This is a genomic window from Arthrobacter sp. FW306-06-A, assembly GCF_021870055.1.
GTDB lineage: Bacteria > Actinomycetota > Actinomycetes > Actinomycetales > Micrococcaceae > Arthrobacter.
Genome location: NZ_CP084552.1, coordinates 654,295 through 674,644 on the forward strand (window position 1 = coordinate 654,295; position 20,350 = coordinate 674,644).

The window sequence follows — 20,350 nt, forward strand, 5'->3', positions numbered from 1 at the left end:
TCCTTAGTCTTGTTAGCTGTACTCAGTTGGGTATTACCGGTGGCACGAAATCGAACGTCATCCCCAGCAGCCAGGCCAGCAGCAGGACCACCGGAAGGTGGAAGAGGAACTGCTGGAAGGTGAAGCCCACCAGGTCCCGGGCGCGCAGGCCCAGCACGGCCAGCAGCGGCAGCATGAAGAACGGGTTGATGAGGTTGGGCAGCGCCTCTGCCATGTTGTAGATCTGTACGGTCCAGCCGAGGTTCATGTTCACGTCCGTGGCGGACTGCATGACGTAGGGTGCCTCCACCAGCCATTTTCCGCCGCCGGAGGGGACGAACATCCCCAGGAGGGCGGTGTAGATGGCGATGATGACGGCGAATGCCCCGTTGCCGCCGATGCTGGTGAAGAAGTGGGCCAGGTGTTCTGACACCGAGAGGCCGCCGGCGCCGGTGGCTTTGGTCAGGATGGCGGCCATTGCCGCGTAGAGCGGGAACTGCACCAGGATTCCTGCAGTGGCGGGGACGGCTTTGGTCACTGACTGGAGGAACTTGCGCGGCGTTCCGTGCAGCACCAGTCCCAGCATCAGGAAGACCAGCAGGTATCCGTTGAGTGAACTGACAACGCTCAGGATGGGCAGGGTGAGCAGCTGGGACACCAGCCAGCCCAGGGTCAGCACGCCGGCCAGGATGGGCAGGACCCTGCTGTATTCGAGCCATTCGCCTGGCCGGGACTTTTCGGCCGGCGGTTCGGGCTGGTCATCAAGGTCGACGCCGAGGTCGGCTGCCGTTTTGACGCCGGCTCCGGTTGGGGCGGAGAAGTGCGCAATGACGGTGGTCAGCAGCATCAGGATGGCCAGGGTCAGCAGGGACTGCCAGGTGAAGATGGTGGTTCCGAAGTCCAGGACGCCGGTGATCTTCAGCAGCGCCGGCGGGATGGAGGCCTTGGTCGCCTGCAGCTGGGCGGCGGAGGAGGACATGCCCAGCGCCCAGACTGCGCCCAGCCCCATGAAGGCCGCCGCACCAAGGGCCCGGTAGTCGACATGCAGATCCGCTCGCCGGGCCACCGCGCGCGCCAGGAGCCCGCCAAAGATCAGGCTCAATCCCCAGTTGACGAAGGAAACGGACATGGACAGGACGGCTACGAAGCTGACGGCCGAACGTGCCGAGTTCGGAACCTGTGCCAGCCGCTCGATCAGCCGGGCCACCGGCGGGGAGGTGGCCACAACGTAGCCGGTCAGCACCACCATGGCCATCTGCAGGGTGAAGGCGGTGAGGTCCCAGAACCCGTTGCCGAAGGAATCCACCACGGCTTTGGGTGAGGCGCCGATGGCCAGCGCCGCGATGGCCACCAGCAGTACGCCTGCCAGGGCAAAGATGTACGCGTCAGGGAACCACTTCTGTGTCCACCCGGCCAGCCTCTCAGCCATCCGGGCCAAGCCCTTCTGGCGGACATCCTGGTCGTTGAATTGCACGGCGGTCATGAGGGTGATTCTCTCCATCGAGTCGTGGTGTGGGGCGCGCGGCGCGCTTTAGGCGGCGGTCAGGCCGGGATGAGCCCGGCGCGCTGCCGGACGGTCCGCTGCTCGATGTCCTTGACCCGGTCCGTTGCCTGCACCAGCCTCTGGACAAAGACGCCGGGCGTGACGATGAGGTTGGGGTCCAGTTGGCCGGACTCCACAATCACTTCCGCCTCGGCGACGGTGAGGATTCCGGCGGTCGCCACAACGGGGTTGAAGTTCCGGGCAGTGTAGCGGTAGGTCAGGTTGCCGTCCGTGTCCGCGGTGTGGGCGTGGACAAGTGCGACGTCGGCCCGGATGGCGCGCTCCTGGACGTACGTTTCGCCGTCGAACACCTGGTGCGGCTTGCCTTCTGCCACGAGGGTGCCCACGCCGGTCTTGGTGTAGAAGGCCGGGATACCGGCGCCGCCGGCGCGGAGCCGCTCGGCGAGGGTGCCCTGCGGGGTGAACTCCACCTCGAGCTTGCCGGCGAGGTACTGCTCGGCGAACAGCTTGTTTTCGCCGACATAGGAGGCGATCACCTTGTGGACCTGGCCTGCCTCGATCAGGATCCCCAGGCCCTTGCCGTCCACGCCCATGTTGTTGGACACCACGGTGAGGTCCCGGACACCGGAGTCCCGGACGGCTTCGATCAGGTCGGCGGGAATGCCGCTCAGGCCAAACCCGCCGACGGCGAGGGTGATGCCGTCCTGCAGGGCTCCTTCCAGGGCGGTGGCAGCAGAAGCCTGGAGTTTCTTCATGACGTCTCCTCGTTGAGCGCGGCGGTCGTCCACTAAGTGGACGCCTGGGATCTGAGTTTGGAGACTACGGGCGCTTGGCCAGAAGTGTCAAGAATCACTGGCTGCGGCCTTACAGTATGGACACTAGGATGAAAAGCATCCATATTGTGGACAACAAGGAGGATTCATGGCTGGCACGCCGGTACAGGGTGCCCAGGTGGTGGCGCGCATCGCTGGACTGCTGCGGCTGGTGGGCCGCAGCGCCGAAGGCATGCCGCTGGCAGGCCTGGTCCGCGAATCGGGCCTAACCCGGCCCACGGTCCACCGGCTCCTGGCATCCCTCGCCGCGGAAGGCCTCCTGGACCACGACCCCGTGACGGGCAACTGGGTGCTGGGGCCGGAAATACTGCTGATGGGGTCGGTGGCTTCGGCGCGCTTTCCCATGGAGGACATTGCCCGGCCCAGCCTGCGCCGGCTGGCACAGGCAACGGGCGAGAGCGCCTTTTTCTCTATCCGCCGCGGGGCGGAGACGGTCTGCCTGCTGCGTGAGGAAGGCACCTTCCCGGTCCGGTCCTTCGTCCTGCACGAGGGGGTGCGGTTCCCGCTGGGAGTAGCGTCGGCGGGGACGGCCATCCTGGCCTTCCTGCCGAAAGCCGAACAGGAGGAATTGCTGGGCCGCTGGAGCGAACACGCCGGCGCCTTCGCCGCGCACCACACTCCGCAGCTGGTGCGGGAAAACCTGGCCCGCACCCGGCTGGCCGGCTACTCGGTGAACCCCGGGCTGGTCCTGGAGGGCAGCTGGGGGATGGGCGCCGCGGTCTTCGACCGGTCCGGGAAGCCGGCCTGGGCGCTGTCCCTGACCGGCATCGAGCCGAGGTTCAAGCCCGAGCGGCAGGAGGAGCTGGGTGGCCTGCTGATGGCGGAGGCGCACCGGATTACCCAACAGCTGGGCGGGGGCGACGGCGGCCGGCGCACCCGCTGAGTCTCGCCAACTATGGCAGCGAACGACGACGGCGGGCCGCACTTTTTCGGCGCGGCCCGCCGTCGTACTCCCCAAAGGTGGTGAAAATCAGTGCCGGGGGATGGCTACAGTCCCGCGCGGGGCTCCTCCGGGCCCTCTTCCTTCCACCAGGTGTCAAAGATGGTCACCGGCACCGTGCGCTTGTGGCGCGTGCGCAGGTACTTCTGCTCGATGGACTCGGCCACGGCGTCTGGAACCTCGCGGCCTTCAAGGTAGTCGTCGATCTGGTCGTAGCTGAGGCCCAGTTCGTCCTCGTCCGTGCGGCCCGGCCGGTCATCGAGCAGGTCGGCCGTGGGGACCTTCTCCCAGACCCGCGCCGGCGCTCCCAGCTCGGCCAGCAGGGCCCGATTCTGCCGCTTGTTGAGGCCGAACAGGGGCAGGATGTCCGCGCCGCCGTCGCCGTACTTGGTAAAGAACCCCGTGACGGACTCGGCGCCGTGGTCCGTGCCGAGCACCAGGTAGTTGAACTCCCCGGCCAGCGCATACTGGGCGATCATCCGGGTGCGGGCCTTGGTGTTGCCCTTGTGGAAGTCGGAAATCTCCGAGCCCACGGTCTTCTCGAACTCGTCCTCGAAACCATCCACCGCCGCGGAGATGTTGAAGGTCCATTCCGTCTTGGCCTTGATAAAGTCCAGGGCTGCCTGGGCGTCTTCCTCATCGTGCTGCACCCCGTAGGGCAGGCGGACGGCCACGAAGTTGGCCTCAATACCTTCAGCCTCGAGTTCATCCACTGCCAGCTGCGCAAGCTTCCCGGCAAGGGATGAATCCAGGCCGCCCGAGATGCCCAGGACAAAGCCCTTGGTGCCCATGGCCTTGAGGTATTCCTTGAGGAATGTGACGCGTTTGCGCACCTCCCCTGCGGGATCGATCCGGGGCTGAACGCCCATTTCTTCAATGATCTTGGCCTGGAGTTCGCGCATGTGGTCCAGCCTAGCCAGCACTGTCAACAACCCTCAACTGTTCCAGGGAGGTCCTGTGCGGCGTAGCGTAATCGCATGGAGCGGACGGGGTGTGCCGTGGTGGGCGGCGGCCCGGCGGGAATGGTGCTGGGCCTGCTGCTGGCGCGGGCCGGAGTGAACGTGACGGTCATGGAGAAGCACCGTGACTTCCTGCGGGATTTCCGCGGCGACACGGTGCACGCGTCCACCGTCCGGCTGATCGACGAACTGGGTTTGGGGGCAGGATTCCGTAGCTTGCCGCAAAGCCGCCTGAGCAATGTCGCCGTCCCGGTGCCCGGCGCCGGACTGGTCACCCTTGCGGCCTTTGACTCCCTGAAGCCCCCGTACAACTACGTGGCCATGATGCCCCAGTGGGACTTCCTGGATTTCCTCGCCTCAGCAGCCGCCGAGGAACCAACGTTCACGCTGCTCATGGAGAGTGAGGCAACAGGTTTGGAGTTCGACGGCGGGCGGGTCACCGGAGTGCGCTACCGGGAGGTCGGTACTTCCAGTGAGCACGTCCTGCACGCGGACGTGGTGGTGGCGGCGGACGGCCGGCATTCGGTGCTGCGCCAGGCGGCGGGGATGCGCCCCCGGGAATACCCGGTGCCTTTTGACACCTGGTGGTTCAGGCTCCCGCGCCACGCCTCAGAAAGGGGCGAAGTGGCGGGAGTGGTGCCCTCGCTGGGTAACCGGGATGCCATGATTGCCCTCAACCGCACCAACTATTACCAGATGGGATACCTTGCCCCGAAGGGTTCTGATGCCAGGATCAGGGCTGGCGGGGTGGACCGGTTCCGGCAGCGGGTGGCGGCTCTCCGCCCGGACCTTGCCGACCGCGTCGATTCCATCAGCAGCGTGGAGGACCTGCATTGGTTGGACGTGAAACTAAACCGACTGCGGCGCTGGTACGTGGACGGCTTCCTGTGCATTGGGGACGCCGCGCACGCGATGTCCCCAGCCGGAGGAGTGGGCATCAACCTCGCCATCCAGGATGCGGTGGCGGCAGCGGAGCGGCTGGCCCCGGACCTTCGTCGGGGTTATGTGCGCACCAAAACCCTGGCAGCCATCCAGCGCCGCCGCCGCATGCCCACGGTGGTGGTGCAGACCGTGCAGCGCATCATGCACCGGGTGGTGTTCGTTCCGCTCTTCGACGGGAAGCTGTCCGGCGACATGCTGGCCGGCAAGGGGTCGGGCGCCAGGTTCCTGATCCAGCGTGCGATCTTCTTTATCCTGCGCCACAACCCCGTAGTGAAGCGTCTCCTCCCGCGCGTCATCGCGTTCGGACCGCGACCGGAGCATGCGCCGGCCTTCGCGCGCCCGCTCACGGCCCGGCCACCCACTAAACTTGAAGCCATGACTTCGCCCACTGACACTGCGGTAGACACCGCAGCTGCCCGCGCCCGACTGCTCGAACTGATCAAGGAACTCGCCGTGGTCCGCGGCAAGGTGATCCTCTCCAGCGGGGCCGAGGCCGATTACTACATCGATCTTCGCCGCATCACGCTGCACCACGAGGCGTCCAAGCTGGTGGGCCAGGTCATGCTGGCGCTGGCGGACGACGCCGGGATCGACTTTGAGTGCGCCGGCGGGCTGACCATGGGCGCGGACCCCGTGGGCACCGCCGTGATGCACGCCGCCGCCGACGCCGGCCGCACCGTTGACGCGTTCGTGGTCCGCAAGGCGCAGAAGTCCTACGGCATGGGCCGCCAGGTTGAAGGCCCGTCCGTCGAGGGCCGCAAAGTGCTGGTCCTGGAGGACACCTCCACCACGGGCGGGTCCGCGCTGACGGCGGTGGAAGGCGTCCGGAAAGCCGGCGGCAATGTCGTGGCGGTAGCCGTGATTGTGGACCGCGACACCGGCGCCAAGGAAAAGATTGAAGCCGAAACCGGTGTGCCCTACCTGTTCGCGTTCGGCAAGGACGAACTGGGTCTGGACTAGCCAGAGGCGTGGGCGCACGCTGCCAGCCATTGGCTGCTGTGTTGGCGCTGATTTATGATGTGCGTTAACACTTTTTAGTTGCTTGGAGACCACGCATCTTGCTCCCCCCAGAACAGCCCTTGAGCGCGACCGACCAGGTGCAGAACCTGATCCTGGAAAGCGCTGATTTCGAGGATTTCCTTAACGAACTTGCCCGGTTCTCTGCCCACCAGATGGCAGGGGACGGTGACGATGCCCTGTGCGGCATCACTTTGCTCCGCGACCGCAAGGCAGCCACCATTGGCTGGAGCAGCCCCTCCGCACGGGAAGTGGACGAAATCCAGTACTCGCTATCCCAGGGTCCGTGCCTGACTGCCGCGAAGGAAGAACGGGAAGTCTACGTTCCGGACCTGCTGCAGGAGGACCGCTGGGGCCCCGATTACGCGACGGCGGTTGCCTCCTATGGGCTGCGTTCCGTCTTTTCCCTGCCCTTCAACCTGCAGGGGGAAGCCAGGGCGGCCCTGAACCTATACTCAGACGTCGACCACAAGTTCGACGGGCAGGCGGCGGAGAGGGCCAGGGACTTCACCCGGGAGATCTCGCAGGCCCTGCGCCTGGCCGTCAGGTTCTCCCTGCACGCGGACAGCGCGACCAACCTCAAAGCCACCCTCGAATCGCGCACCATCATCGACATCGCAGTGGGCATCGTCATGGCGCAGAACCGCTGCAGCCAGGAGGCCGCCGTGGAAATCCTCACCGAGGCGTCGAGCAACAGCAACACCAAGCTGCGGGACATCGCCAAGTCGTTGGTTGATTCGGTGGGCGGCGCCGGAACACGCACCTACTACCAGGAGCCGGGAAAGGTCGGGTCGGGCCCCGGCGCGTGAGGGCGGGTTGTGCGGGGGCTCCCACGGGGGTTACGCTTGCGGAGGTTGAGCCGTCGGCCATAGACCTCTTTTGGAGTACCTATGGACCGCGCATTAGACGCACTCGTTAACCTGGATGTCCCTGCCGACATCGTCCGGATTGAAGTCCGGGGGGCCCTTCACCACGACACCCGTGCTGAACTGGTCCGCATCATCCGCCGTGTCCGGAGGATGGGCATCCGATGCCGCATCTGCGTTGACCTTTCGCAGGCCGAGCTTATTGAGTCCTCCGCACTGGCAGGGCTTCGGACAGATCTCAACGCTATTGCCACCAACTCATTGCTGGGGGCTCCTTCCGCCTCAGTGGGACTTCAGCTCGCCCCCGCCGCGCATGACTGGGCCCCGGAGGACGCCGGCAGCCGCCAGCCGCTCCTGATGGACGACGACGTCCGTGAGCTTTTCCCCGGCGGCGAGTTTGCCGGCGAGTTCCCCCAGTTGCCCGTCATGTGGATCGAGGAACTGTACGGCCGCCCGCTGACCGAATACTCGGACGAGGAACTGCTCCAGGGGAGTGACGCGGTCTTCGCGCTCCTGGACACCCCGGGAGCCCTCGACGGCGCGGACCTGCTGGGCCGCTACAACGACATCGGCCTGGAAATCCTCCGCCGCCGGCAGGAACCCCACGCGCCGTTCCCCGCTGCGGAGGGCCAAGCTGCCAGCTGACCTCCCGTCACTAAACGTTTACCTCCGCCCGTTGCGGCGGTAACTTTCCCTGGGCTTACGGTAGGAGTGTGCCGTATGAGGGGGAGGTTGGTCCGCAGGGCCGGCGCTGGGTCTCAGACGCCCGGCTGCTGGCGGACGCGGCTGCCCTGAAGCGCTTTTCGCGGCGCAGCTTCCTGGCCGGTGCGGGGGCGTCCGGACTGCTGGCGGCGGACATGCTGGTAACCCGCCAAGTGCAGTCGCAGCGCCGCAGCACCAGGATCCTCACGGTGGCCGACGACTTCGCCGACGCCTACTATCCGGACGCCAGCTGGTTCTTGTTCCCGGGCTACAAAACCAGCTGGGAAGAGGCTCAGTGGATCCTCAACACCATGCGGGGCTCGCTGAACAAGCGGGCCCGGCTCGCCGCCGTCGGATATTCCAACCTGGGCCTGAACATCACCGAGGTGGTCAACGCCATCACCGACTACGTTGCCGCGGAGAAGATCACCAAGCTGTTCTTTTACGGACACAGCTTTGGCGGGATGCTGGCAACGCAGGTGGCTGCGCGGCTGCTGGCCTTGCAGGAAATCCAGGTACAGTTCATCCTCCTGGACTCCAGCCCTTACAGCGCGCACGACGTCCTGGACCAGAGCTGGTTCGACGGCGTGGTGTTCCTCTACGAGAGCGGTGTCAGGTTCCCGTCCACCCTCCGTGGCGGGTATGAACTGGGGGAACGGATCATCCACAAGGACGAACGGAGCTGGCGCCAGATCCTGAACCAGACGCTGGAGCAGCTGTCGCCGATCGCCCCGTCCAATGTCCTGGTCCAGACGGAGTCCGCCTACATCTACCACTTCGAGGGAAGCCAGTTTGCCGGCCATCTTGGCACAGCCAAGATGGCCTACATCGGCAACCCCAAGGACGGCACAGTGGACTACGAGACCGCCTCCGAAACCTGGGCCGTGGTGTTCAAGGACAACATGGTTTCCAGCAACCTGCAGACCATCGGGGCTGCCCCCGCGCACGCCAGCCCGGGCTGGAATCCGCAGATCTACCGGCCCCTGTTGACGGAACTGCTGGACGAGTACTTCCCCCTGCCCCGGGGCGGTTCCCGGGTCAGCATCTTCTAGATCTGGTTCTTCAGGTCCGCCACCGAGTTCAGCACCTGGTTGGGCCGGAACGGGTATGCAGCGATGTCGTCCTTGTGCGTGATGCCGCTCAGGACCAGGACCGTGTGCAGCCCTGCCTCCATGCCGGCAATGATGTCCGTATCCATCCGGTCACCAATCATGGCGGTGGTTTCGGAATGGGCGTCGATCTGGTTCATCGCTGAGCGGAACATCATGGGGTTCGGCTTGCCCACGATGTACGGCTCGCGGCCCGTCGCCTTGGTGATCAGGGCCGCGATGGCGCCGGTGGCGGGCATCGGGCCGTCCTTGGAAGGGCCCGTGGCATCGGGGTTGGTGGCGATGAACCGGGCACCGGCGAGGATCAGGCGGATAGCCATGGTGATCGCTTCGAAGGAGTACGTGCGGGTCTCGCCGAGCACCACGAAGTCCGGGTTCTGGTCGGTCAGGATGAAGCCCGCCTCGTGCAGCGCCGTCGTCAGCCCTGCCTCGCCGATCGTGTAGGCGCGGTTCCCGGATTCCGAGCCCCCGGCGGACACCTGGTCCTTCAGGAACTGGGCCGTGGCAAGGGCCGACGTCCAGATGTTCTCTTCCGGAATCTCCAGGCCGGAAGAGCGGAGGCGGGCGGCAAGGTCGCGGGGAGTGAAGATGGAGTTGTTGGTCAGCACCAGGAAGCGCTTTGAGGTATCCACCCAGCGCTGGATCAGTTCCGCGGCTCCCGGGATGGGCTGGTTTTCGTGGACCAGGACGCCGTCCATGTCCGTCAGCCAGCACTCGATCTCCTGGCCGCTGCGGTATACCGCCGGGTTGCCTGTTACCTCGTCTGCTTCTGCCATGCCTGCCTCCGCCTGTGATGGTTGCCCGAAGAGTCCAGTCTAGTGTTGAAGGGTGAACCAAACGCCCGGCATGACAGACGAACCCGACCACGCGCCCGGGGAGGCCGAACCCGCAAAGGCGGAGGTCGGCGTCGGGCCCTGGGAAGGGGAACTGCCCGAAGGCGACCACTGGGACCCCGACCTCCTTGCCGACGGCGACCGGCGCAACGTCCTGGACAAATACCGCTACTGGAAGCACGAGGCGATCGTCGCGGAACTGGACTCCCGGCGGCACAACTTCCACGTGGCCATCGAGAACTGGCAGCACGACCTGAACATCGGCACCGTGGTCCGCACCGCCAACGCCTTCCTCGCCAAGGAAGTTCACATCATCGGTCGACGGCGGTGGAACCGGCGCGGCGCCATGGTCACCGACCGCTACCAGCATGTTCGCCACCACCCCACCGTCGAGGACTTTGTCCAGTGGGCGCAGGGGGAAGGGCTGGCGATCATCGGGATCGATATCTTCCCGGACTCGGTGCCCCTGGAAACGTACGAACTGCCCCGCGACTGCGTGCTGGTCTTCGGACAGGAGGGGCCTGGCCTCACCCCGGAAGTCCACCACGCCGCCGTCGCCACCCTGTCCATCGAACAGTTCGGCTCCACCCGGTCCATCAACGCCGCCTCCGCCGCCGCGATCGCCATGCACGCCTGGATCCGCCGGCACGTCTTCAACCAGCACGTCTCCTAACCCCGCGAGATGGCACTTAACGGCAGTCGCGGAGCCGATGATTGCCGTTAAGTGCCAACTCGCGGGTCCGTCGTCCGCGAGCCTGTGGATAACCTCTGCGGGGCCTCCGTAACGCGCCAGAATGGGGCATGCGCAGGGCGAGCCTTCCAGAGCATCTGACCACAGGAACTTTTTCGCTGCGTGCTTCCGATAAGGCGGGGGTCACGCGCACGCGAACCGCGGCGAAGGATTTGGTGACCGTTTCGAGGGGCATCCGGATGCCGGTCCACTGCGGTGCCGCCGGTGCTGCAGCGTTGCGCGCGTACACAGAACTTGATGACACGTCCATTCTGACGTCCCTCTCTGCCGCACATGTTTGGGGAGTACCGTTGCCGCCAGGGCCGGGCGGCGACTGGCGGATCCACTTGGCCCGCCGGCGCGGATTCAGCTTCCCGCGCCGCTCCAACGTCGTGGGCCATCTGCTCTCTTTCCTGCCGGACGAGGTACGGGAGTACGACGGCGTCAGGGTCACCTCGCCTGCGCGGACCTGGCTGGACCTGGCCTCCGTGCTGGCGGTGCAGGACCTTGTGGCCGCTGGAGATTACTTGGTGTGCTCCCACGGGCCGGGCTTTCCGCGTCCGAGGGAGGCGCTGTGCGGCCTTGACGCACTCCGGGACGTCATCAGCAGGCATGGGGGCATGCGGGGCATAAAGACAGCCCGGGAAGCGATCGAATTGGTGCGGGTAGGCGCCGACTCCGCCCCGGAAACACACATGCGGCTCGCGCTGATTGACGCCGGCTTGCCGGAACCGGTCCTGAACCACGTCCTGTTCGACCAAGGGGGGATTCCTTCGCTCTGGCCTGACGCTGCCTATCCGCAGTGGGGCATCGCGCTGCAGTACGACGGCGGGCACCACGCAGGGGAGGAGCAACACCTGGAAGGTGACAGGCCCGCCGTCGTACGCAAGGTGCGGGAGGCGCTGCAGAGCCGCGGCTGGACGCGAGATGGCAGATGACGGCAATCCCCGCCCCCGGCATTGCCGTCAAGTGCCATCTCGCGGGGGTGGGTGGAGGTGGTAGGTGGGCCGGTGGGGCGTAACCCAGAGCACTCCCGGCCCGCTAATGGCTAGGATGGTGCCAAGCCGTAAGCGGTCTACTTGAGGGTCTTCCACCCACAGACGAAACTCAGCAGAGGAGCCAGCATGCCCATTGCAACCCCAGAGATCTACTCCGAAATGATCGACCGTGCGAAGGCGGGCGGCTTCGCATACCCGGCCGTGAACGTCACGTCCTCGCAGACGCTTAACGCAGCCCTCCGTGGCTTCGCCGAGGCCGAGTCCGACGGCATCGTCCAGGTTTCCACCGGCGGTGCGGCCTACTGGTCCGGCGCGTCCACCAAGGACATGGTGGCCGGTTCCCTGGGTTTCGCGGCTTTTGCCCGCGAGGTTGCCAAGAACTACGGCGTGAACGTCGCCCTGCACACGGACCACTGCCCCAAGGACAAGCTGGACGGCTTCGTCCTGCCCCTGCTCGAGGCTTCCGAAGCTGAGGTCAAGGCCGGCCGCAACCCGCTGTTCAACTCCCACATGTGGGACGGCTCCGCCGAGACCCTGCAGGAAAACCTGCGGATCGCCCGTGACCTGCTGGCCCGCACCGCGGCTGCCAAGATGATCCTCGAGGTTGAAATCGGCACCGTCGGCGGCGAGGAAGACGGCGTGGAGAACGCCATCAACGACAAGCTGTACACCACGGTTGAGGACGCCCTGGCTACGATCGATGCCCTGGGCGCCGGCGAGAACGGCCGCTACATCACCGCCCTCACCTTCGGCAACGTCCACGGCGTCTACAAGCCCGGCGGCGTCAAGCTGCGCCCGGAGATCCTCAAGGACATCCAGGCCCAGGTTGGTGCCAAGATCGGCAAGCAGAACCCGTTTGACCTGGTGTTCCACGGCGGCTCCGGCTCCTCGGACCAGGAAATCGCGGACGCTGTTTCGTACGGCGTGATCAAGATGAACATCGACACCGACACCCAGTACGCCTACACCCGCCCGGTGGCGGACCACATGTTCAAGAACTACGACGGCGTCCTGAAGGTTGACGGAGAAGTGGGCAACAAGAAGACCTACGACCCCCGTGTCTGGGGCGCCTCCGCCGAAGCCGGCCTCGCAGCCCGCGTGGTGGAAGCCACCAAGCAGCTCGGCTCGGCCGGAAAGACCTTCTAGATGTCGGACGAGTTCCGCCGGAACCTGATGGGGCCGGAGCCCACGCTCCTGCCCGCCGAAACCGAGGTGTACGGACAGCTGGAGGCCGGGCAGGAAGCCCTGGACCTGGTGGAAAGGCACCCCACGTCCTCGCTGCTGTGGGCCATCCTGGCCGAGGAAGCATGGGCGGAGGGGCGCACCATCGACTCCTACGCCTACTCTCGGGTGGGCTATCACCGCGGCCTGGATGCGCTGCGGCGCAACGGCTGGCGCGGCGTCGGACCCATCCCGTGGGAGCACGAGCCCAACCGGGGGTTCCTGCGCGCGCTCTACTCCCTGGGCAGGGCGTCGGCCGCCATCGGTGAGGCGGACGAACCGGAGCGGATCGAGAAGTTCCTCAACGATTCCGACCCCAAGGCAAAGACAGCCATCGAAGGCTCCTAAGTCCCCACCGAGGGTTCCATATATGACGACGGCGGGCGGTCACCTTTTGGCGAAAAGGTGACCGCCCGCCGTCGTCCCTGGACTGGAATGCGCCGTCCCTGATTTCGGTTAAAAGAATCAAAGGGCTAGAGGAAGAAAGGAGGAGCTGCGCGAAGCGTGGGAAAGCAGGAAAAAGCGTGTCTCAGGTTCTGTGACTACTACTCCTGGATGTCGTACGCCGACTTCACCACCTGGGTTGAAGCCGAAGACGAATCGGCACCGGGAATTTCGTTTACCGACTCCGACGCCACAGGCTGAGCGCCGACGATTCAGGGCTTCGCGATGCCGGTCCGGGCCATGGCGTCTGCATACGCCGTCCGCATGTCCTCGAGGAACTCCTCCTGGCGTGCAGGGGAACCGGCGAACGCGCGGCCGCTTAGCGAGCGGACCTTGTAGGTCTTCAGGCCGCGGCGCCACAGCAGGGGAACCTCGGTCTTCAGCAGCAGGTTGGCCAGGCGGTTGGCTTCGGTGCCGTGCGCCACGATGACCGATGCGCGGGGGACCAAGGCCAGGAACTTCAGCAGGGGCTTGAGGCCGGCCTGGACCTGGTCCGGGGTGAACTTCCCGTTGGCTTCGCCGGGAACGTGCCAGGGGTGGACGTTCCAAGGCATCACGAACTCGGGGCGCAGGCCCAGCTTCCACTGGATGCCCAGCATCCGGGTTGCGGCGTCCTGGTCGCCGGCGGTGATGAAGCCGGACGGATCCGCCTCGCCGATGTTGGAGTAGAGGCTGATGATGCGGCATTCCTCAACGTCGTGCATGGGGTCGACGTAGGGGACCACGGTTCCTGGTTTGGTCTCCCGCAGGGAATCGCAGAGTTCGTTGACGGCTGCAACGCTGGGTTCGTAGCGGCGGCTCATGAGCTGTTCGTGGAATGTTTCGGGGGCCAGGGCTGTCATGAAGTGCTGGTTCTCCTGCGGGGATTGGCGTTGCTGCCGCCGGCAGATGAGGGCGCGGGCAAGCGCAAACGCATCAGCAGCGGTTGGTTGGGGTGGGCCGGACCTCGCCGGCCTTCCCCAGTTTAGCAAGACCCGGGAAGCGAAACGCCGGCCGCCCCTTTCCGGTGATGGAAGGAACAGCCGGCGCCCCGGATGGCAAGCGGATTACCAGAGCCGGTTGGTGGCCCGACGGGCGCCCTCGCCCAGCGCTTCCAGCTTGGCGAAGGCGATCTGCGGGTGCACCCGGCCGCCCAGGCCGCAGTCGGTAGAGGCAATGACGTTCTCCCGGCCCACCACGTCGGCGAAACGCACGATGCGGTCCGCCACCAGGTCAGGGTGCTCCACCACGTTGGTGGCATGCGACACGACGCCCGGAATGATGACCTTGCCCTCGGGCAGCTTGGTGTCCTCCCAGACCCGCCATTCGTGTTCATGGCGCACGTTGGCGGCCTCGAAGGAGTACGCCCCGGCGTTGACCTGCAGCACGGAGCCGATAATGTCCGCGAAGGGGATGTCCGTGGTGTGCGGGCCATGCCAGGATCCCCAGCAGACGTGCAGCCGGATCTGTTCCTGGGGGAGATCCCGGAGGGCCCAGTTGGTGGCCTCGATGCGCAGTTGGATGAACTTCAGATAGTCCTCCAAGGAGGGCTCGGGGTTGATCTGGTCCCAGCTCTCGGCCAGGGACGGGTCATCAAGCTGCACGGTGAGCCCGGCGTCGATGATCGCCTTGTATTCCTCCCGCATGGCGTCGGCGCAGGCGTAGACGAGTTCCTCGTCGGACTTGTAGTACTCGTTGGCTACCCTGGCGCAGGAGCCGGGGGAGAGGGACGCCACGAAACCGTCTGAGAGGCCTGCGGCGGCGAGCCCGGTCTTCAAGTTCCTGATATCCGATGCCACCAGATCCTGGCCGGTGTAGGTCAGGGGCCCGGCGATCTTGGGCTGGGCGACGCTCTTGCGGTGGGTGAGGATGCCGGAGGAAGGATCGTTGTACGCCTCGTTGAACGCCTGCCGATCCCGGCGGTCGGGGAAGGACGTCAGGACCACATGGCCGGGTGACGAGCGGCGGACCCCGGCTTCGGCCCAGCGGTCCACATTGGTGGGCTCCAGGCCGCCGAGGCGTGCGAAGGAGTAGTTCCACCAAGCACCGTAATCCACGGAACTGGACATGGCGTGTCCGTATTCGCCGTCGTTGGGGATGTCGATGCCTAGGTCCTTCTGGCGCTGCACCACGTCCACCACGGAGGCCTCAAGCAGTTGGAGGAATTCCGGGGTGATGCCATCGGCTTCCTTGGCGGCGTTCGCCGCGATGAGTTCCGGGGTGCGGGGCAGGGAACCGGCGTGGGTGACGCGGATGTGGTCGGTGTTCAGTGACATGCTGGAATCTTCCTTTCCATCGGTCCTGGCAGTAGCACCTTCGGCCGGCAGGAATCCTGCCGGACCGGGGTTGCTGCGGCGTCATCGAGCCAGGTCTCTCGGCCGCTCCGGATGGTTCCCTCCCACTTAAATCGAGACGCTCCACGCGGGCAAGTCCGGTCCACTTTGTGTCGCGCCAGGCAGGCCTTCTTTTACTCCTGCACTCCCGTTTGCATCCTTACAGGTTTCGTCCAGCGTATTGACAGATTATGTCCAGCTTGGTTGGCTTCTTGTCACAGCCGAATGAGGGACATGGCGGCTGCCACCCACTCGACCCAAAGAACCACCGCACTCAATGAAGAGGTCATGCACCGTGAACAAACCCCTGGCAAACCTTCGGAACCTTGCCCTTTCCGGCGTTCTGGCGCTCGCCGTCGTGGCGGGACCGGCCCCGCTGGCAAATGCAGTGGGCGAGGGCCCCAGCTATGACGGCAACGGCCAGATCACCACAACAAAACTGGCCACCTATGACCAGATGGTTTCCTTCCTGAAGGACCAGGACGCCCGCCAGCCCGCCATGGAACTGGAAGTCATCGGCCAGACCGTCAAGGGCCGTGACATCCACCTGGTCAAGTACATCTCGGACCCGGCCAAGCCCACCATCCTTTACCTGACCCAGCAGCACGGCAACGAACAGCTCACCACCGAGGGCGCCATGGAGCTCATCAAGCACCTGGGCACCGGCAAGTCGGCGGACATCCTCAAAGGCGCGAACATCCTGGTGGTGCCCATGCTCAACGCGGACGGCGCCATGGGGGACGTGAACTTCTCCCTGGACAACTACCTCGCCAAGGGGGACCGGCACCTCACCCGCTACAACGCCGAGGGCGTGGACCTGAACCGCGACCACGTGGCCAAGATCCAGCCGGAGACCCAGGCGCTGCACAACAACGTGATGCGCAAGTACCGGATCGACTACATGATCGACCTGCACCACCAGGGCACCCGGGCGGAGCGCGACGGCAAGCTGGTTTCCGGCTCCATCCTGTACCCCACCACCCCCAACGCCGACCCGGCCGTCGTCGAAAAGTCCAAGCAGTTGGGCGCCGTGGTCTTCAACAACGTCGACTCCACCGGTTGGGGCCACCTGGGCAAATACCAGGGCGGCAGCGCCGAAACCATCAGCCGCAACGGCATCTCCGTGGAATACGGCATTGCCACCTTGCTCTTCGAGATGCGCGGCATGTCCGACCACTACCTGGACGGCTACGCACTGGGCCAGCGCAGCAACGGCTATCTGATCAAGCAGACGGTCACCACGCTGACGTCCACCGCCGCCGCCATTGCTGACGGTTCGATTGCCGACGCCGACATTTCCTTCTGGGACACCCTCGCCGAGCAGACGTCCCGGGCCGCCGGGGAGGCTGAGGACGAATAGCAGCGCGGCGGCGGTTCTGACCAGGCCCGCCGCGGCCCTTCCCGCATGACGGGCCGCGGCGGGGCCAACGAAGGACCAAGTGCCCCATCGGCTAAACTTGGGTGGTAAGAGCCCCGGAACTCTTCCTTCGCCGTGCCGTGCTGCGGCTGTGTGAAGGCCGGTATGTTCGGGGCATTCTCATGAACGGTGCTGCATGGCCCGCCACCTCGTGGTAACCCGGCAGCCCGAACGAATGGGGGAGGATCCCATGCCAGCAATTGTGATCGTAGGAGCCCAGTGGGGCGACGAAGGAAAAGGCAAGGCCACCGACCTGCTGGGCGGCCGTGTTGACTACGTCGTCAAGCCCAACGGCGGCAACAACGCCGGGCACACCGTCGTCGTGGGCGGTGAAAAGTACGAACTCAAGCTGCTGCCGGCAGGCATCCTCAGCCCCAATGCCGTTCCCATCATCGGCAACGGCTGCGTAGTGAACCTCGAGGCCCTCTTCCAGGAAATCGACGGCCTGCAGGCCCGCGGTGCAGACACCTCCAAACTGCGCGTCTCCGCCAATGCCCACCTCGTGGCCCCGTACCACCAGGTCCTGGACAAGGTGACCGAACGCTTCCTCGGCAAGCGTGCCATCGGAACCACCGGCCGCGGCATCGGCCCCGCCTACATGGACAAGGTGGCCCGGCTGGGCATCCGCGTCCAGGACGTCTTCGACGAATCCATCCTCCGCCAGAAGGTGGAAGGCTCGCTGCGGCAGAAGAACGAGCTCCTGGTCAAGGTCTACAACCGCCGCAGCGTGGTGGTGGACGAGATCGTGGAGTACTTCCTGTCCTATGCCGAGCGGCTCCGCCCTCTGGTCATCGACAGCACCCTGGTCCTGAACTCCGCCCTGGATGAGGGCAAAGTGGTGTTGATGGAGGGCGGCCAGGCCACCTTCCTGGACGTGGACCACGGCACCTACCCGTTCGTGACCTCCTCCAACCCCACGGCCGGCGGCGCGTCGGTGGGCTCCGGCATCGGGCCCACCCGGATTTCGCGCTCCATCGGCATCATCAAGGCCTACACCACCCGCGTTGGCGCCGGACCTTTCCCCACGGAACTCTTCGACGAGATGGGCATGTACCTGCAGAAGACCGGCGGCGAATTCGGCGTCAACACCGGGCGCCCGCGCCGCTGCGGCTGGTACGACGCCGTGCTGGCCCGCCACGCCTCGCGCGTGAACGGTTTCACGGATTACTTCGTGACCAAGCTGGACGTGCTCACCGGCATCGAACAGATCCCCGTGTGCGTGGCCTACGACGTGGACGGCGTTCGGCACGATGAGATGCCCATGACGCAGACCGAGTTCCACCACGCCAAGCCCATCTTCGAGTACTTCGACGGTTGGACCGAGGACATCACCGGCGCCCGCACCCTTGCGGACCTGCCGGAGAACGCCCGGAACTACGTGCTGGCGCTGGAGAAGCTCTCCGGCACCCGCTTCTCCGCCATCGGCGTGGGCCCGGACCGGGACCAGACCATCGTGGTGAACGACCTCATCAACGACTAATCCGCGCTTAGAGCGCAGGATAACGACGGCGGCAGGCCACCTTTGCAGGTGGCCTGCCGTTGGCTTTGGCGTGGGGAAGCAATTTACACAGGCTTAACGCGGCCGGTCTTGTGAGGCCGATGGTGGGGAAGCCACACTCGGTAATACCCCCTGGTGCCCAAGGAAGGACCGTCATGGCTGGAAAATTCGAAGCATTCATTGATGCTGATTTGTTCTTCCGGTTCCGGCTCTTGGCTGCTGACGGGGGAGTGATCGCGGTCTCGGGACCCTACGAGGAATTTTTTTTGAAAACGCGTAACCCTCCCGGCAGCGTCGGCGATTACCCCTATGAAGTGCCGGTCTGGAACCTGTCCCCCATCACGTTCCAGACCGGCTCTTTTGTCTTTCCCCACGTGCAGCTTCCCCCGGCGTGACCCCGCACTGGCCCGTCCACGGGGCCGTGGCGGTTCTGGCGGGGTGGTTACCGAAGGGTAGAGTGGGGCCAGCGTTCCGGATGTACTGAGCGCTTGCCTTGCCAACACCCTCTTTGACGGAAAGCACTACGTCAGTGACCGATGCACAGACAGACGAGGCTCCGGACCAGCCAGTTTCCGGGACCGCTGCCTTCAGCCTCGTCTACAAGACATACGCATCACAGGTACTGGGCTATCTCACGGCCCGGGGAGTCGAGGATCCGGAGGCCGCCATGCAGGAAGTATTCCTTTCGGTGCTGCCCAGGCTCAACACCGTCCACGGAGGAGAAGCCGGGCTGCGTACGTTCATCTTCTCCGTTGCCCACGCCCGGATGGTGGATGACTACCGCCGCCAAAGCCGGACTCCAGTCAAGCTGTCTTTCGAGCCCGAACTCGATCAGCGCGAAGATACCTCTGCGGAGAATGAAGCCCTGCAGCGCATCTCGCCCCGGGAAGTCCTTGGGCTGCTGGACGGACTGCCCCAGGACCAGCGGGAAGTGCTGTCGCTTCGGCTGGTGGGCGGCCTTTCGATAGAACAGACGGCGGAAGCCATGGATAAGAGCGCCGGAGCGGTAAAACAACTGCAGCGGCGCGCCTTGCTCAAACTCCGGGAACTTAAGGCAGTTAAGGAGTATCTCACGCCATGACATCCGCCTCGGATAACCTCGCCATCCTTGTGGACGACGTGCTTCAGGACGCAGGCTGCGGCCAGGACGCGGAACTTCGTGACGTGCTGCTCTCGCTCGGCACCATGGCATCGCTGCCCGTCCCCGCGCCCACCGGGGAGCTGGCCGCCTTGCTTGCTGCGGGTGTGCCGCCAACGGCTGAAGTGCCTGATTCGGATGAGCCGACTGCTGAGCTGCCGCACGAGCAGCCCCGTGACCAGCGGCACGACGAACTCGCCCGCCGCCGTCGCCGCCATCGCCCCACGGCGCTCGGTCTGGTACTGGTTGCCGGGATGGGACTCGGTGTTGGCGGAGTTGCTGCCGGCACCACCACCCCGGACGGCAGCAGCATGGAGCAAGTGCTGGAGGAGTGGGTTCCGTGGAGCCGGCCCGCCGCTGACGCGTCAGCCACTGGGGACGGTGCCGGGGCCGCCGGCGCGGGTCACGGTGCCCCCAAAATGGCGACAGACGGGGAGACGGCTTCTTCCGCTGCTCCTGCCGGGCCTGCCGACGCCGCAAATTTGGCGTCACGCCTCCTGCGGGGCCACGCAGGCCTGTCCGGCCGCACCAACCTCCCGCCATGCACCGGCCCGGTAAGGCATGAATCCGAAACAGGTACAGCGAAGTGCGGTGCGACCGGGGATAAGGGTGCGTCCGGGGCAGCTGCACAGGACAATGGAGCCGGCAGCGGCAAGGACACCGCCGGATCGGCCGGGGCCGAAGGAACGGCAGTAGCGCCAAGCCCGCCAGGAGCGGGGAAAGCTGAACCGCCGGCAGGCAACAGCTCGGCCGGGGTCCCGGGGACCGCCGGTGCCGGGGCCCAGAAGTCGGCAGGCTCCACTGGTAATGCCGGGCAGCCAGCACAGGGCCAGTCACAGGGCGGAAGCCCGGGCAACGCCCAGAAGGGCGCCTCCCCGGCCAAATAGCCGTTAAAAAGAACAGCGGGC

General features: G+C 65.5%; 21 protein-coding genes, 1 pseudogene and 1 riboswitch. Of the genes and pseudogenes, 16 read left to right on the forward strand and 6 right to left on the reverse strand.

Features of this window, described 5'->3' with window-relative positions:
- Positions 1 to 22 precede the first annotated feature (22 nt).
- On the reverse strand, positions 23 to 1,462 hold the full coding sequence (locus tag LFT49_RS03255) for a short-chain fatty acid transporter (protein ID WP_237429733.1): 1,440 nt from the start codon (positions 1,460 to 1,462) through the stop codon (positions 23 to 25).
- A gap of 59 nt (positions 1,463 to 1,521) precedes the next feature.
- Positions 1,522 to 2,238, reverse strand: coding sequence for a CoA transferase subunit A (locus LFT49_RS03260; protein WP_237429734.1), 717 nt, complete (start codon positions 2,236 to 2,238; stop codon positions 1,522 to 1,524).
- Between the two features lie 166 nt (positions 2,239 to 2,404).
- On the opposite strand from LFT49_RS03260, the gene LFT49_RS03265 reads away from it, so the two are divergent.
- Positions 2,405 to 3,199, forward strand: a complete 795-nt coding sequence (locus LFT49_RS03265) for an IclR family transcriptional regulator (RefSeq protein WP_237429735.1) — start codon at positions 2,405 to 2,407, stop codon at positions 3,197 to 3,199.
- Positions 3,200 to 3,303: 104 nt separating this feature from the next.
- On the opposite strand, the gene nadE is transcribed toward LFT49_RS03265, so the two are convergent.
- Positions 3,304 to 4,158 carry an ammonia-dependent NAD(+) synthetase gene (nadE, locus tag LFT49_RS03270; RefSeq protein ID WP_237429736.1) on the reverse strand — a complete coding sequence of 285 codons (855 nt, stop codon included), beginning with the start codon at positions 4,156 to 4,158 and terminating at the stop codon, positions 3,304 to 3,306.
- Between the two features lie 120 nt (positions 4,159 to 4,278).
- Here nadE and LFT49_RS03275 point away from each other — a divergent pair.
- The 5 genes and pseudogenes from LFT49_RS03275 to LFT49_RS03295 all read left to right on the forward strand — a co-directional run.
- Positions 4,279 to 5,436: pseudogene (locus tag LFT49_RS03275) on the forward strand (FAD-dependent oxidoreductase); the annotation flags it as partial.
- A 96-nt stretch (positions 5,437 to 5,532) separates the two neighbouring features.
- Complete coding sequence (gene pyrE, locus LFT49_RS03280; protein WP_200830744.1) at positions 5,533 to 6,117, forward strand: orotate phosphoribosyltransferase; 585 nt, start codon at positions 5,533 to 5,535, stop codon at positions 6,115 to 6,117.
- A gap of 119 nt (positions 6,118 to 6,236) precedes the next feature.
- Complete coding sequence (locus tag LFT49_RS03285) at positions 6,237 to 6,983, forward strand: GAF and ANTAR domain-containing protein (RefSeq protein WP_236800897.1); 747 nt, start codon at positions 6,237 to 6,239, stop codon at positions 6,981 to 6,983.
- An 81-nt stretch (positions 6,984 to 7,064) separates the two neighbouring features.
- Positions 7,065 to 7,685, forward strand: a complete 621-nt coding sequence (locus tag LFT49_RS03290) for a hypothetical protein (protein ID WP_237429737.1) — start codon at positions 7,065 to 7,067, stop codon at positions 7,683 to 7,685.
- A gap of 68 nt (positions 7,686 to 7,753) precedes the next feature.
- Positions 7,754 to 8,794, forward strand: coding sequence for an alpha/beta hydrolase (locus tag LFT49_RS03295; protein WP_236800899.1), 1,041 nt, complete (start codon positions 7,754 to 7,756; stop codon positions 8,792 to 8,794).
- Here the strand turns inward: LFT49_RS03295 and LFT49_RS03300 are convergent.
- Positions 8,791 to 9,627 (reverse strand): HAD-IIA family hydrolase, encoded by an 837-nt coding sequence (locus tag LFT49_RS03300; RefSeq protein ID WP_236800900.1) that lies wholly within the window; start codon positions 9,625 to 9,627, stop codon positions 8,791 to 8,793. The genes LFT49_RS03295 and LFT49_RS03300 overlap by 4 nt on opposite strands.
- A gap of 70 nt (positions 9,628 to 9,697) precedes the next feature.
- Here LFT49_RS03300 and LFT49_RS03305 point away from each other — a divergent pair, with 70 nt between their 5' ends.
- From LFT49_RS03305 to LFT49_RS03325, 5 genes are all read left to right on the forward strand, one after another.
- Positions 9,698 to 10,357, forward strand: a complete 660-nt coding sequence (locus LFT49_RS03305; protein ID WP_236800901.1) for a TrmH family RNA methyltransferase — start codon at positions 9,698 to 9,700, stop codon at positions 10,355 to 10,357.
- Positions 10,358 to 10,590: 233 nt separating this feature from the next.
- Positions 10,591 to 11,352: a hypothetical protein gene (locus tag LFT49_RS03310; protein ID WP_237429738.1), complete on the forward strand. Its 762-nt coding sequence runs from the start codon at positions 10,591 to 10,593 to the stop codon at positions 11,350 to 11,352.
- Positions 11,353 to 11,538: 186 nt separating this feature from the next.
- Positions 11,539 to 12,558 (forward strand): class II fructose-bisphosphate aldolase, encoded by a 1,020-nt coding sequence (gene fbaA, locus LFT49_RS03315; RefSeq protein ID WP_237429739.1) that lies wholly within the window; start codon positions 11,539 to 11,541, stop codon positions 12,556 to 12,558.
- Positions 12,559 to 12,981 (forward strand): DUF3151 domain-containing protein, encoded by a 423-nt coding sequence (locus LFT49_RS03320; protein ID WP_237429740.1) that lies wholly within the window; start codon positions 12,559 to 12,561, stop codon positions 12,979 to 12,981.
- Positions 12,982 to 13,137: 156 nt separating this feature from the next.
- Positions 13,138 to 13,278: a hypothetical protein gene (locus LFT49_RS03325; RefSeq protein WP_236800908.1), complete on the forward strand. Its 141-nt coding sequence runs from the start codon at positions 13,138 to 13,140 to the stop codon at positions 13,276 to 13,278.
- A gap of 11 nt (positions 13,279 to 13,289) precedes the next feature.
- Here the strand turns inward: LFT49_RS03325 and LFT49_RS03330 are convergent, their stop codons facing one another.
- Together LFT49_RS03330 and LFT49_RS03335 are read right to left on the reverse strand one after the other, a co-directional pair.
- Entirely contained in the window at positions 13,290 to 13,919 is a 630-nt protein-coding gene (locus LFT49_RS03330; protein ID WP_236800910.1) for a uracil-DNA glycosylase, read from the reverse strand.
- Positions 13,920 to 14,123: 204 nt separating this feature from the next.
- A complete protein-coding gene (locus tag LFT49_RS03335) occupies positions 14,124 to 15,332 on the reverse strand; it encodes a cobalamin-independent methionine synthase II family protein (protein WP_236800911.1) in 1,209 nt (402 codons plus the stop codon).
- 13 nt (positions 15,333 to 15,345) lie between these two features.
- Positions 15,346 to 15,450, reverse strand: a riboswitch (SAM riboswitch).
- A 216-nt stretch (positions 15,451 to 15,666) separates the two neighbouring features.
- Between LFT49_RS03335 and LFT49_RS03340 the strand changes: the two genes are divergently transcribed.
- The 5 genes from LFT49_RS03340 to LFT49_RS03360 all read left to right on the forward strand — a co-directional run bounded on the left by LFT49_RS03340 (position 15,667) and on the right by LFT49_RS03360 (position 20,329).
- Positions 15,667 to 16,749, forward strand: coding sequence for a M14 family zinc carboxypeptidase (locus tag LFT49_RS03340; RefSeq protein ID WP_237429741.1), 1,083 nt, complete (start codon positions 15,667 to 15,669; stop codon positions 16,747 to 16,749).
- A gap of 247 nt (positions 16,750 to 16,996) precedes the next feature.
- On the forward strand, positions 16,997 to 18,286 hold the full coding sequence (locus LFT49_RS03345; protein WP_142131297.1) for an adenylosuccinate synthase: 1,290 nt from the start codon (positions 16,997 to 16,999) through the stop codon (positions 18,284 to 18,286).
- A gap of 173 nt (positions 18,287 to 18,459) precedes the next feature.
- Positions 18,460 to 18,699: a hypothetical protein gene (locus LFT49_RS03350; RefSeq protein WP_237429742.1), complete on the forward strand. Its 240-nt coding sequence runs from the start codon at positions 18,460 to 18,462 to the stop codon at positions 18,697 to 18,699.
- 134 nt (positions 18,700 to 18,833) lie between these two features.
- The gene (locus tag LFT49_RS03355; protein ID WP_237429743.1) at positions 18,834 to 19,385 is read left to right on the forward strand and encodes an RNA polymerase sigma factor; all 552 of its coding nucleotides are present in this window, start codon (positions 18,834 to 18,836) and stop codon (positions 19,383 to 19,385) included.
- A complete protein-coding gene (locus LFT49_RS03360; RefSeq protein ID WP_237429744.1) occupies positions 19,382 to 20,329 on the forward strand; it encodes a hypothetical protein in 948 nt (315 codons plus the stop codon). Before LFT49_RS03355 ends, LFT49_RS03360 begins: the two co-directional genes overlap by 4 nt.
- Positions 20,330 to 20,350 lie beyond the last annotated feature (21 nt).